The sequence below is a fragment of the Streptomyces adelaidensis genome (genome assembly GCF_016598475.1).
Taxonomy (GTDB): Bacteria; Actinomycetota; Actinomycetes; order Streptomycetales; family Streptomycetaceae; genus Streptomyces; species Streptomyces adelaidensis.
Window position 1 is genome coordinate 134205 of record NZ_JAEMUX010000004.1, and the last position, 12942, is coordinate 147146.

General features: G+C 70.6%; 12 protein-coding genes. 5 read left to right on the forward strand and 7 right to left on the reverse strand.

Annotated elements, in window-relative coordinates:
• Positions 1 to 18: 18 nt before the first annotated feature.
• Entirely contained in the window at positions 19 to 624 is a 606-nt protein-coding gene (locus I8N67_RS03430; protein ID WP_200301049.1) for a TetR/AcrR family transcriptional regulator, read from the forward strand.
• 33 nt (positions 625 to 657) lie between these two features.
• Here I8N67_RS03430 and I8N67_RS03435 read toward each other — a convergent pair whose 3' ends face one another.
• The 5 genes from I8N67_RS03435 to I8N67_RS03455 all read right to left on the reverse strand — a co-directional run bounded on the left by I8N67_RS03435 (position 658) and on the right by I8N67_RS03455 (position 5847).
• A complete protein-coding gene (locus tag I8N67_RS03435; protein WP_200301050.1) occupies positions 658 to 1239 on the reverse strand; it encodes a GTP-binding protein in 582 nt (193 codons plus the stop codon).
• A complete protein-coding gene (locus I8N67_RS03440; protein ID WP_200301051.1) occupies positions 1226 to 1582 on the reverse strand; it encodes a DUF742 domain-containing protein in 357 nt (118 codons plus the stop codon). The genes I8N67_RS03435 and I8N67_RS03440 overlap by 14 nt, the downstream gene beginning before the upstream one ends.
• A 1-nt stretch (position 1583) precedes the next feature.
• Positions 1584 to 2012, reverse strand: a complete 429-nt coding sequence (locus tag I8N67_RS03445) for a roadblock/LC7 domain-containing protein (RefSeq protein ID WP_013005296.1) — start codon at positions 2010 to 2012, stop codon at positions 1584 to 1586.
• A gap of 48 nt (positions 2013 to 2060) precedes the next feature.
• Positions 2061 to 4547, reverse strand: a complete 2487-nt coding sequence (locus tag I8N67_RS03450) for a sensor histidine kinase (protein WP_200301052.1) — start codon at positions 4545 to 4547, stop codon at positions 2061 to 2063.
• Positions 4548 to 4845: 298 nt separating this feature from the next.
• Entirely contained in the window at positions 4846 to 5847 is a 1002-nt protein-coding gene (locus tag I8N67_RS03455; protein WP_200301053.1) for a substrate-binding domain-containing protein, read from the reverse strand.
• Between the two features lie 468 nt (positions 5848 to 6315).
• Here I8N67_RS03455 and I8N67_RS03460 point away from each other — a divergent pair, with 468 nt between their 5' ends.
• The 4 genes from I8N67_RS03460 (at position 6316) to I8N67_RS03475 (ending at position 11712) form a co-directional block, all read left to right on the forward strand.
• Positions 6316 to 8379: a pectinesterase family protein gene (locus I8N67_RS03460; RefSeq protein ID WP_200301054.1), complete on the forward strand. Its 2064-nt coding sequence runs from the start codon at positions 6316 to 6318 to the stop codon at positions 8377 to 8379.
• Between the two features lie 170 nt (positions 8380 to 8549).
• Positions 8550 to 10007 carry an alginate lyase family protein gene (locus tag I8N67_RS03465; protein ID WP_200301118.1) on the forward strand — a complete coding sequence of 486 codons (1458 nt, stop codon included), beginning with the start codon at positions 8550 to 8552 and terminating at the stop codon, positions 10005 to 10007.
• Positions 10008 to 10053: 46 nt separating this feature from the next.
• A complete protein-coding gene (locus I8N67_RS03470) occupies positions 10054 to 10428 on the forward strand; it encodes a DUF779 domain-containing protein (protein ID WP_200301055.1) in 375 nt (124 codons plus the stop codon).
• 57 nt (positions 10429 to 10485) lie between these two features.
• The gene (locus I8N67_RS03475) at positions 10486 to 11712 is read left to right on the forward strand and encodes a phosphodiester glycosidase family protein (protein WP_372443620.1); all 1227 of its coding nucleotides are present in this window, start codon (positions 10486 to 10488) and stop codon (positions 11710 to 11712) included.
• Positions 11713 to 11771: 59 nt separating this feature from the next.
• Here I8N67_RS03475 and I8N67_RS03480 read toward each other — a convergent pair whose 3' ends face one another.
• Entirely contained in the window at positions 11772 to 11966 is a 195-nt protein-coding gene (locus I8N67_RS03480) for a hypothetical protein (protein ID WP_200301056.1), read from the reverse strand.
• 103 nt (positions 11967 to 12069) lie between these two features.
• On the reverse strand, positions 12070 to 12933 hold the full coding sequence (locus tag I8N67_RS03485) for a phosphatidylinositol-specific phospholipase C/glycerophosphodiester phosphodiesterase family protein (RefSeq protein WP_200301057.1): 864 nt from the start codon (positions 12931 to 12933) through the stop codon (positions 12070 to 12072).
• Positions 12934 to 12942: the final 9 nt, after the last annotated feature.

Sequence of the window (12942 nt, forward strand, 5' to 3'; positions counted from 1 at the left end):
ACGGGGAGAGGAATCCACATGGCACGCTTGCCTTCGGCGGAGCGGCGCAGGCAGCTGACCGAGGCCGCGATCCGCGCGATGACCCGGGACGGCGTCCCCAGGACGACGACCCGGTCCATCGCGGCCGAGGCGGGCGTGTCACTGAGCGTCTTCCACTACTGCTTCGAGTCGAAGCAGGAGCTGATCGAGTCGGTCATCACCACCATCACCGGGCACTACGTGACGCTGGTGCGGGAGGCGATCCGGCCCCGGGAGACACTCCGGGAGACCGTCCGGGCCGGTTTCCAGGCGTACTGGGACCATGTGTCCGCCCACCCGGGCGAGCACATGCTCACCTACGAGCTGACCCAGTACGCCCTGCGGGAGCCCGGGTTCGAGCATCTGGCGCGGCGGCAGTACGAGATGTACCGCGACACCTACGCCGAGCTGATCGAGCAGCTGCGGCAGTCCATGGAGTTCGAACTGACCGTGCCCGTCCCCGTGCTGGCCCGCTATCTGGCCGCCATGACGGACGGGCTCACCCTGAACTTCCTGGTCCTCGGCGACGACGCCACCTGGGCGGACATCCTCGACACGATCACCGACCATGTGTCGGGTCTCGTGCGGGAGGAAGTCCGCCCCTAGGCCTCAGTCGGGGCGGGGCGGGTTGCCGTCGCCTCAGTGGGCCGAGGCGGCGATCAGCTGGTCCAGCAGGGCGATCAGTACGTCGCGGGACGAGGTGCGTTCCCGGGCGTCGAAGGGGATGACGGGGGTGTTCTCGGGCAGGGCCAGGGACTCCCTGATGTCGTCCGGATCGTAGGGGTGTTCGCCATGGAAGCCGTTGACGCCGATGACGAAGGGGATCTTGCGGCGCTCGAAGAAGTCGATGGCGGCGAAGCTGGACTCGGGCCGGCGCACGTCGACCAGGACGACGGCGCCGAGGGCGCCGATCGAGAGGTCGTTCCACATGAACCAGAACCGCTGCTGCCCGGGGGTGCCGAACAGATAGAGCACGAGGTCCTGGCCGATGCTGATCCGGCCGAAGTCGAGGGCCACCGTGGTGGCCTTCTTCTCGGGGATGCCGTCGAGGTCGTCGACGCCGAGACCGGCGGTGGTGAGGGGTTCCTCGGTGCGCAGCGGGACGATCTCGCTGACCGACCCGACCATGGTCGTCTTGCCCACGCCGAAGCCGCCGGCGATGAGGATCTTCACCGTGTCGGGAGCCGAGATGCCCTGTGGGGTGGGGTCAGAGCCGGCCAAGGCCGTCCCTCACTTTCTTCAGCAGGTCCAGGTCGGGGACGCGGGAGATCATGCGTGGCTGGCGCACGCTGATCCGGCCCGCTTCGAGCAGGTCGCAGAGCATGATGGCGACCACGCTCACCGGGAGGTCGAGCTTGGAGGCCAGCTCCGCGACCACGATCGGTTTGGCGCAGAGTCTGACGATCCGCGCCTGCTCGGGCTGCGACCGGGTGCCCCCGCTCGGCTGCGGGTCCACCGCCGTCACCATCGTGATGAGCGTGAAGTCGCCACGGGCGGGCCGGGTACGGCCGCCCGTCAGGGTGAACGGGCGAACCAGCCGGCCCGCCGCGTCGCCTCCGTTCACCTCACTCGCCGCTGTCGGCCGCGACAGCGCCGGTGCGTGGTGCCGCGCTGAGGTGCTCGCCGATCTTCTTCACCAGCATGTTCATCTGGTACGCCACCACGCCGACGTCCGCGCCCTGCCGGGTCAGCACGGCAAGGTTGGCGCCGGGCCCGGCGTTGGTGAGGATCAGGAAGGCGTTGCCCATCTCGATGAGCAACTGGCGCACGGGGCCGCCGCGGAAGTCCATGCTGACCCCCTTGCTGAGGCTCATCAGGCCCGACGCGGTCGCGGCCAGCCGCTCGGCGTCGTCGCGCAGGAACGCGGTGGACTTGCTGACGACCAGTCCGTCCTCGGAGAGCACGACGGCGTGGTCGACCTCGGCGACCCGGTCCACCAGTCCGGTGAGCAGCTGGTCGAGCTGACTGTGCGTGGCGGGGATGGGGCGTGTCATCTGTGTGTCCTTCAATGAGCGGTCTGCGTGGGGAGTCGATGGGGGACGTCAGGTGCCGGAGGCGGGGATCCGGTCTCCTGGGTCTTCGGATGCGGATTCCTCCCAGGAGTCCCCTTGTTCGTACTCGGGTTCCGCGTCGTCGTCACGTGCCTGGAGCGTTCCGCGCTGGAATCCGGCGAGCGAGGAGGCCGCGGCTTCGGCGGTGAAGTCGGCCAGGACGTCGCCGTCCGGGTCGGGTGCCTCCTCCTTCAGCTCGGCGGCCAGGCTGGTCTGCGGGACCCGCCGGGGCAGCGGCATCAGGCCACCTTTCTTCCCGGCCGAGGACTTCCGGGACGCGGCCGGCCGTGTCGCGTTCTCGGCCTTGACGGTGTCGGCGATCCGCCCGTTCACAGCGGTCCGGGCATCCCGCACCGGGTCCGCGTCCGGCTCCCCGTCCGCGTCCTGCCGTACGGACTCGGACTCGGACTCGGAGTCGGAGTCGGAGTCGGAGTCGGGCATGGACTTGGACCCGGGCTCGGACTCGGCGGCCGCGATCCGCGCGGCCACGAGCGAGGTGCGTACGGGCGGTTCGGCGGCCTCGGTGCCGTCCTTGCCCAGGGCGGGGGCCTCGCGCACCACGATCTCGTCCGGGATCAGCACGATCGCGGTGGTGCCGCCGTACGGCGAGGCGCGCAGGGTGACAGCGGTGCCGTGCCGGGTGGCGAGCCGGGCGACGACGAACATGCCGAGCCGGAGGTCGTCGGCGAGCGCCACCACGTCGAACTGCGGGGGCACCGCCAACTGGGTGTTGAACGTGGCGTAGTCCTCCTCGGACATGCCCAGTCCGCGGTCCTCGACCTCGATGGCGAGGCCCTTGGCGACGATCGCGGCCCGGACGCTGACCGGGCTGGGCGCCGGCGAGTACGAGGTCGCGTTGTCGATGAGCTCGGCGAGGAGGTGGATCACGTCGGCCACGGCCGGCGGGGCGATCCACACGTCGTCGTCGGCGTGCACCTCGACCCGCTGGTACTCGGCGACCTCGCCGACGGCGCTGCGCAGGATGTCGACGAGCGCGACCGGTTCGGTCCAGCTGCGGCCGGGGCGCTCGCCGCTGATGATGACCAGGTTCTCCTCGTAGCGGCGCAGCTGGCTCGCGGTGGAGTCCAGCTCGTAGAGGCCCTTGAGGATCTCGGGGTCCTGGTGCTGGCGCTCCAGCTTGTCGAGCTTGGTGAGCTGGAGGTTGACCAGGTTCTGGCTCTGCCGGGCGATGCCGAGGATGACGCGCTGGAAACCGCGCCGGGTGTCGGCGAGTTCCACGGCGGTGTGCACGGCGGTGCGCTGGGCGGCGTTGAACGCCTTGGCGACCTGGCCGAGTTCGTCGGTGCCGTAGTCCAGGGGCGCCGCGGCGGCGTCCACGTCGACCTTCTCGCCCCGGTCGAGGCGGGCGACGACGTCGGGCAGCCGCTGCTCGGCGAGGGCGAGGGTGGCCGTCCTGAGGCCGGTGAGCCGGCGGGACAGGGAGCGGGTGATGCGCCAGGACATCCCGACGCACAGCAGCAGCGCGGCGAGACCGCCGGCGCTCAGCGAGCCGGCCTTGATCAGCAGGCCGCGCGCCTCCTCACCGCTGCGGTCCAGCAGCCCCTGGGTCTCCTCCCGGATCAACTGCTCGTACTGGCTCGACAGCTTGGCCATCGAGGCGTCCCAGCGCGCCTGGACGTCCGGCAGCTCGGTCTTGCGGGACTCGCCGGTGCCCGTGGTGTGCGCGGAGAGGACCTGGTCCTCCACGGCGGTGAGGGCCTGCCAGTCCTTGTCCTGGACGATCCGCTCGACCTCGGTCTTCACCTCGCCCTCCAGCGAGGGGACGAGCTGGTTGTCGACGAGCCAGCGCCGGGCGTTGACCGCCTGGGCGAACCGGTCCCGGGTCGCCTCGTCGAACCGGCCGGACGGCCAGTTGAGGGTGAGGAGCGCGTCCTCCTGGGAGACCAGCTCGGCGGCCTGTTCGAGGATGACGAGCGGGCCGGCCAGCGAGGTGAGCTCGCCGTCGTCGACCTGGGAGAGCGCCTGGAAGGCGTGGATCTGGCCGTCGATGATCTCCGAATACTGGTCCAGGGCCTGCTCGGGGGTGATGTCGGTGGGGTTGTCCACCTGGTCCCGGTAGTACTCCAGGCTGCCCGAGCCGGCCATCACCGAGTACAGCCGCTCGCCGATGCGGTCGGGGGCGTCCTCGATCGCGCCCGCGCGCGCGGCGAGTTTCGCGACCGCCGCGTCGGTCTCCTCGCGCTGCTGCTCCAGGGCGTCCATGGAGCTGCCGGGGGCGGCCATGTAGGCGGCCGACAGCGCGCGTTCGCGCTGGAGGGCGAGGGTCGCCTCGGTTCCCATGGCGCCGGTGGACTTGCTCAGTCCGGTCTGCGACCGCAGCCGCAGGCCCTCCGAGAACATCTGGGTCGTCGTCACGGCCCAGCTCGCGGTGAGCGTGACGCTGGGGATCAGAGCCAGCAGGATCAGCGAGAGACGTATGGAGCCGAGACGGCGCCGGGCGCCGGTCCGTGGGGGCATCGTCGTCCTTGGGCGGTTGGGGCGGGGAGCGGAAGGGGCTGGATACGGGCGACAGGGGTCCCGGATGATGGGTGGACACCTGTCAGTACGACGCACAGGGGATGCGCAGGATGTTATCCGCACAAGTGAACACACGTGTCAGGGGAGGTCGGAAGTTTGGCGTCGCCGTTACACGACCGTTCCGGATGCTTGGGTTCCGGCGTGTGGTCATGCCCGAACGGAAGGTTCCGGTTGGCCGTTCCCGGCCACCGGGACGGCGGGGCCGCGGGCGGTCGCGTCGGGCGCCGTCCGCTTCACGTCAACGGGTCCCGTTCGCCGCGAACTTCGCGATTTTGGCGAGGTTCTTCTTGGTCACGAACGCGGGGCCGGTGAGCACGGGCTCCACGCCGCCGCCGCTGATGTTGCCGTTGGTGCGGTAGAGCCAGAGCGCGTCGACCGCGAGGTAGCCCTGGAGATAGGGCTGCTGGTCCACCGCGAACTGCACATCACCGCTTTGCACGGCCTTGACCATGTCTTTGTTGAGGTCGAACGTGGCGACCTTCGCCTTGCTGCCCGACTCGTCGACCGAGTCCACGGCGGCGAGCGCGAACTGCGCCCCGAGCGTCACCACCTCGTCGATGGTGGGGTCCTGGCGGAGCTTCGCGGCGATCGCGCCGGTCACCGAGTCCATGTCGGTGCCGTCCACATAGAGGTTCTCGGTCAGGCCCCCGAAGGCCTTCCGCACGCCGGCACAGCGGGCCTCCACGGCGACGTTGCCGCGCTCGTGGATGACGCACAGGGCGTGTTCGGCGTCGCGGGCGTCCAGCTCGTTGCCGAGCGCCCGGCCGGCGACGCTCTCGTCCTGGCCGAAGTAGCCCAGCAGGCCCTGCGCGCTCCAGGCGTCGATGCCGGAGTTGAGGGCCACCACGGGTATACCGGCCGCGCGGGCCTCGGCGACCGCGCCGCGCATCGCCTGCGGCTTGGCCAGGGTCACCGCGATGCCGTCGACCTTGTCGGCGACCGCGTCCCGCACCAGCTTCGCCTGGCCCGCCGGGTCGGGGTCGCTGACGAAAGTCAGCTCGATGCCGTCCTTCGCGGCCGCGACCTCCGCGCCCTCGCGCACCAAGTCCCAGAACGCGTCCCCGTCGGCGCTGTGCGTGATCAGGGCGACCTTCATCCCCCCGCCCGAGGTACCGGTGTCCGCGTCGGACTCCGATCCGCCGAGGACCGAGCATCCGGCGGCCGTCAGGCAGACGGCGGCGGCGAGCGCCGTGACCCGGAAGGCTGTGGCGAGCCGGTGGGGAGCGGAGGGTTGGTTCATGAGGGTGCGGCACCTCGCTGTGCGACCGATGAGGGGAGGTCAGGAGTGTGCGAAATCGCCGTGTACGCCGCCATGACGTGCGGCGACTGGCTGACTTTCGCTGGGCGGAGCCAATCGCGTGTGACGCCTGGTAGTCAAGTGGACAACGTGATCGATGTGTTGCTGTGACTGCCCGGGCTTGACCTGCACACACGTGTCACCGACGACGGCGGGGCGGGCCGGGGAACTGCGGGTTCCCGGCCCTCAGGACAACTGGGGGCGAGCCCCCGCTTTCCAGGGACGCGGGGAACCGCGCGACCAGCACCCACCCACCCGCACCCGCCCTGCACACCGCACCCCCCGAACCCTCCCGCGCGATGGGGTCGATTATCAGCCACCCCCCACTTCGCACAGGAACACGGCAACCATTCCCCCCGCGGCGGCGACTGCTCGGCTGACCCCACTCCCCGCACGGAACGGAAGCGACACGTGAGCGAGAACCACAGCAAGGCCCGCCACCGCAGAAGAAGGACCGCCCTCGCGGCCGGAGTCCCCCTCACCCTCGCCGCCGCCGGAACCATGGCCTACGGCACGGTCTTCGGCGTCTTCGGCGAGGACGCCCAGCCGAAGGCCGCCGCCGCGGCCGCCGCCCCGGCCTGGGCCACCGCGACCGCCGACGGCTTCGCATCCGTCAACGCCCTGGGCCAGAACGGCACCTACGGCGGCCGGGACGGCCGGACCGTCACCGTGAAGACTCTCGCCGACCTGGAGAAGTACGCGACCGCCGCCGAGCCGTACGTCATCGTGGTGGCCGCGACGATCGACATGAACCCGGTGGGCAAGGAGATCAAGGTTGCCTCCGACAAGACGATCGTCGGCTCGGGGACCTCGGGCCACATCGTCGGCGGCGGCTTCTTCCTCGGCTCGGGCGTCCACAACGTCATCATCCGCAATCTGACGATCCGTGACGCCTACCAGGGCACCTGGAACGACAAGGACCACGACTTCGACGCGATCCAGATGGACGGCGCCCACCACGTCTGGATCGACCACAACGACCTGCGGCACATGGCGGACGGTCTCATCGACAGCCGCAAGGACACCACCTACGTCACGGTGTCCTGGAACAAGCTGAGCCAGAACAACAAGACCTTCGGCATCGGCTGGACCACGAACACCACCGCCGACCTGACGATCCACCACAACTGGTTCCGCGAGACCGAACAGCGCAACCCCTCCACCGACAACGTCGCCCACGCGCACCTGTACAACAACTTCCTGGAGGACGTGTCCGGCACGGACATCACCTCGTCGTACGGCAACTACGCGCGCGGCAACACGAAGATGGTCCTGGAGAACAGCTACTTCCAGGGCATGCGGAACCCGGTCACCAAGGACTCCACGGCCACGCTGGTCCAGCGCGGCAACGTCTTCTCCGGCACCTCCGGCCGCAACGAGAGCGGCGGCACGGCCTTCGACCCGAAGACGTACTACAGCTACACCCTCGACAAGACGGCCGACGTGCCCGCGCTCCTCAAGTCCGGTACGGGGCCCAGGAGTTCGATCGGTACGACGGCCACGACCACGGCCGCCGCGGCCACCACGCTCACCGTCGCCAAGGACGGCAGCGGCCAGTACACCAGCGTGCAGAAGGCCGTCGATGCCGTGCCCGCGAACAACGCCTCGCGGGTGGTGATCTCGGTGAAGCCGGGCACGTACCGGGAGCTCGTGAAGGTCCCCGCCAACAAGCCGCACGTCACCATCCAGGGCTCGGGCGGCAGCCGCAAGGACACCACGATCGTGTACGGCAACGCCTCCGGCATGCAGAAGCCGGACGGCTCCGGCACCTACGGCACCCCGGGCAGCGCGACCATGTCCGTCCAGTCCGACGACTCCCAGGTCCGCAACCTGACCGTCACCAACGACTTCGACGAGAAGGCCAACCAGTCCCTCTCCGGACACCAGGCGGTGGCGCTGCTGACACAGGCCGACCGGATCGTCCTCGACGGGATCATCGTCAACGGCGACCAGGACACCCTGGAGCTGGAGACGGCCGCCAAGGACAAGCTCGGCCGGGTCTACCTCACCAACTCCTACGTCACGGGGAACGTCGATTTCATCTTCGGCCGGGCCACGGTGGTCGTCGACAAGTCGGTCATCACCCTGAAGAAGCGCTGGGACGGCACGTCCGCCGGGTACATCACCGCGCCCAGCACACCCGCCAACCGCAAGGGCATCCTGATCAACCGGTCCACCGTCAACGGTGACGTGTCCTCGGCGAGCTTCTTCCTGGGCCGCAACTGGCACCCCGGCGGCGACACGACCGTCGACCCGCAGGCCACGGTCCGCAACTCCACCCTCAGCGCCGCGATCAAGTCCACGCCCTGGTCCGACATGGGCGGTTTCTCCTGGAAGGACGACCGCTTCGCCGAGTACAAGAACACCGGAGCGGGCGCGGGCAGCGCGAGCGGCAACCGCCCGCAGCTGACGGACGCGCAGGCCGCCGACCAGGAGGTCGCGGACTGGCTGGGCGACTGGACGCCGAGCGCCTGACACCGCCACGCGCACAACGGGAGACGCACCGCCCCGGTTTCTGTTATCGCCGCCGGGCCGGTGCGTCTCCTGTTCGTAGCCCCCCGCGCGGGCCGACGCGAGCGCGAGCTACGACCCGTACCCGAGACCTGAGGACCTCCAACGTGACAGCACAGATCAGCCGCCGGAGCATGCTGAAGATCGCCGGAACCGCCGCGACAGCGGCCGGGATCGGCGTCGGCACGGGCGCGGTGGCGACACCGGCCGCGGCGGCGGGCGGCGCGTACGCGCACCCCGGTCTGCTCCACACCAAGGCGGACCTGGCCCGTATGGCGGCCAAGGTGAAGGCGGGCGCCCAGCCCTACACGGCGGGCTTCGCCAAGCTGACCGCCAACGCCCACGCACAGAGCTCCTGGACACCCCGCCCGGCCGCCACGGTCTACCGGGGCGGGGGCTCCCCGCAGAACTACGCCGCGCTCTACAAGGACATCCACGCCGCCTACCAGAACGCCCTGCGCTGGCACATCACCGGCGAGGGGGCGCACGCCGACACCGCCGTGAACATCCTCAACACCTGGTCGGGGACGCTGACCAGTGTGCAGGGCAGTGCCGACCGGTTCCTCGCGGCGGGCCTGTACGGCTACCAGTTCGCCAACGCCGCCGAACTCGTCCGTGACCACGCCGACTTCGAGCTGGACCGGTTCAAGACCATGCTGAGCGAGGTCTTCGCACCGCTCAGCGACGACTTCCTGGCGAACCACAACGGCGCGGTCGTCACCAACTACTGGCCCAACTGGGACCTCGCCAACATGGCCTGCGTCCTGGCCACCGGCATCTTCTGCGACGACAAGGCGCAGGTCGCCCGCGCCGTCGACTACTTCAAGGACGGCGAGGGCCTCGGCGCCGTCAAGAAGGCCATCCCCGTCGTGCACGACGACGGCCTCGCCGAATGGCTGGAGGCCGGCCGCGACCAGGGCCACGCCCTGCTCGGCGTCGGCCTGATGGGCACCTTCTGCGAGATGGCCTGGAACCAGGGCATCGACCTGTACGGCTACGACGACAACCGCTTCCTCAAGGGCGCCCAGTACGTGGCCAAGTGGAGCATGGGCGACAACGTGGCCTACACGGCCAACACCCGCGCCAAGGGCGCGGTCAACGGCTGGTCCGGCCGGGAGACCGCCGCCGACGCGGCCGGCGTCGACCAGAACATGACCCGCCCCATCTGGGCCATGATCGCCAACCACTACACCAAGCGCCGGGGCCTCGACGCCTCGTACCTCACCCGGATCGCGGCCAAGGCGGCCCCCGAGGGCGGTGGCGGCGACTACGGCCCCAACAGCGGCGGCTACGACCAACTCGGCTTCGGCACCCTGGCGTTCACCCGGGACAAGGCCACGGCCGCCGAGGCGGGCGCGTCGCCGTCGGCGTCCACCACCACGTCCGGCTCGGGCACCACCTCGAAGAAGGGTGCCTCGTCGGCCGACCCGTCCGCCTCCGCGAGCGCGCAGGGCGGCCGGAGCGAGGACCTGGCCGCGACCGGCACCTCCGACTTCCCGGCCTGGACCGCCGCGGGCGGCGTCGCGGCCCTCGCGGGCGGCCTGCTCCTGCTGCGCCGCCGCAACCGCTCGGGCGGCGGCCCCACCGCCTGACGGCCACGCAACGTCCTCGCAACCTGGCGAGGCGTTCACTGCGGCCATGGATGTGGTCCCACGCGTAGAACTGACCCCCGCGGCCGCCGATCTCGTACGGCGGCTGCGGGCGGCCCACGGCCCGTTGATGTTCCACCAGTCGGGCGGCTGCTGCGACGGCAGCGCCCCCATGTGCTATCCGGACGGCGAGTTCCGTACGGGAAACTCGGACATCCTCCTCGCGGAGCTGGCTGTCGACGGAGTCGGTGAGACGGTCGGGTTCTGGATGTCCCGCAGCCAGTACCAGGCGTGGAGCCACACCCGGCTGATCGTCGACGTCGTACCGGGCCGGGGCAGTGGTTTCTCCCTGGAGGCACCCGAAGGGGTACGTTTTCTGATCCGTTCCCGCGTCGTCGAGGCCGACCCGCCACCCGGCCCGTAGTCGTCTGGTGCACTTCCCCTGAGTCCTGAAACAGTTGACGAGACATCAGGGGGCACCGTGACACGTCGTGGCGGACGGCTCAGAACGGTACTGACGGTTCTCTCGGCGTGGAGTGTGCTGGCCGGCGCGGCCCTCGTGGGGGCGGCACCGGCCAGTGGCGCGCCCGGGGCCGTCGTCCTCGCTCCCGGCATCGAGTACAGCCGGTTCGACATCCAGGCGGCCGAAGGTGTGGCGCACGCGCATGTCCTGAGCGTCGATCTGCGCAGCCGTCAGGTGGGCGTCGGGCTGCTGTACCCGGGAAAGGTGGCCGCGCGGGCGACCGTGTCCCGGCTGGCCGCCTCGGCGGGCGCGGTGGCCGGTGTCAACGGTGACTTCTTCAACATCACCGAGACCCAGCATCCCGGCATCGCGGCCACGGGAGCGCCGGTCGGCCCGGCGATCGCACTCGGGCACGCGCTCAAGGCCGCCGTCCCGAACGGCCAGCGCTTCGGTCCGGCCCTGCCGCCCGGCACCACCACCAAGGACGTACTGGGAGTCACCGCCGACGGCACGGCCCGCCTCGACAGCATCGCCCTCGACGGTTCCGTCACCACCGGCGAGGGCGATCTTCCGCTCGGGGGCCTCAACCAGTACGCCCTGCCCGTCGGTTCCGTCGGGGCCTTCACCTCGGACTGGGGCACCGTCTCCCGGCTGCGCGCCGTCTGCGGCACGGACAGCGACCGGGGGGCGCCGTGCGGCACCGACACGCATGAGGTGCTGGTCGCCGACGGCCGCGTCGTCAGCTCCGCCGACGCGCCCGGCAGCGGGGCCATCGAGCCCGGCACCACGGTGCTCGTCGGCCGCGAGACAGGCGCCCAGCGGTTGCGCGACCTCTCCCCCGGCGACCCGGTCCAGGTACGCCACCGCCTGATCGCGTCAACCACCCGCTCCCCGTACACCTTCGCACTCGGCGGCTACCCGGTCCTCCGCGGCGGCCTGCCCCTCCCCGGCCTCGACGCCACCACCTCAGCGGTCCGCACCGCCGCCGGCATCGCCGACGGCGGCCACCGTCTCCTGCTCCTCGCCCTCGACGGCGCCGCCGCGTACCGCACGGGGTTGACCATCGCCGAAGTGGCCGACACCATGCGTGACTTGGGCTCCACGGAAGCCTTCAGCCTCGACGGCGGCGGCTCCTCCACCCTGGTCGCCCGCGCCCCCGGCGCCGCCCTGACCGTACGCAACCACCCAAGCGGCGGGGCGGAACGCCCGGTCCCGAACGGAATCGGAGTCTTCACCAAGCCCTGACGCCGACCCGAGACTTTCCTCGCCCCGGGGCTCCGCCCCGGTTTCAGCCCGTCCGGCGTTTACGGCTTGAGGCTGCTCACAATGTCCGCCGTCGCCGTCAGCCCGTTGTGGATGGTCGGCGCGAGACTCGTACTGGCCATGTAGAACCCGAGCAGCACACACACCGCCGCATGCGACGGCTTCAACGTCCCGTTGCGCATGAAGACCACCGCCAGAACCACGAGCAACAGCACCACAGAGATGGAAATGGCCATCGTCAACCTCCTCCGCCACGCCCACTTCGCGGCATTCGGCCGCAAGTGTGACGCAGCGAAGGGCCCATCCGTGCGGCTGACGTGTCCGCCGAACGTGTGGTGTCTACGCCGACCGGTAGGCGTCGAGGAACGCCTCGAGCCCGGCCAGGTCATCCGTGTTGAGGAAGTCCACGTCCGCCCCGGCCAACTCACCCCACAGCGCGTCCCGCCCCGCCCCCGCCAGATCCGGCGTCGCCCAGAACCGCACCCGCTGCCCCCGCCCATGCGCCGTCGACACGATCGTCCGCAGCTTGGCACGCTCGGCGTCCGGGAACGGACCGACACCCTGCCAGGTGAAGTTGAGCAGCCAGTTGTCGGAGATCAGCGGGATGAAGGAGGCGGGCGCCGCGCCGCCGAGGTCGGCGAGCCGGCCGTCGTAGAAGGCGCGCCGCACGGTCTGCGCCGCCATGGGGACGCGGGCGGCCCGGTCACCGGAGATCACGGCGGTGACGGCACCGGGGCGCACCCGGCCGTTCGCGTACGTCGTGAAGAGGTGCCGGTGGCGCCGCAGGTGGCGGTCGAGTTCGAGGTATGTCGACGAGCCCTCGGTCTTGATGTCTATGAGGAGTTGCAGCGGCTTGCGCTGCCCCCGGTACACCGAGCCGTGGTTGGCCCGGACGCGGGCGGCGAGCGGGTCGAGGTAGAGGGATTCGAGGGTGCGGGTCGGGTCGAGGCCGGTGGCGTCGTGGGCGACGAGAAGTTGGTCGCCGACGAGGAAGATGTCGGCCTCGACACTGCCGAAGCGGTGGTCGAGGGCGTCGAGGAGCGGCCGCGGGTGCTCGTAGTCGTTGTGCGCGTGGGCCCGCCACAACGGACGCGGCCGGTGCTTCCGCTCGCCGGCGAGCGCACGCGTGGCGGGCAGGGCGACCGAGCCCGCGAGGGCGGCGCCGAGGGTGGTGAGGGCTCTGCGACGGGTGGTGAGGGCCATGCTCTGCCT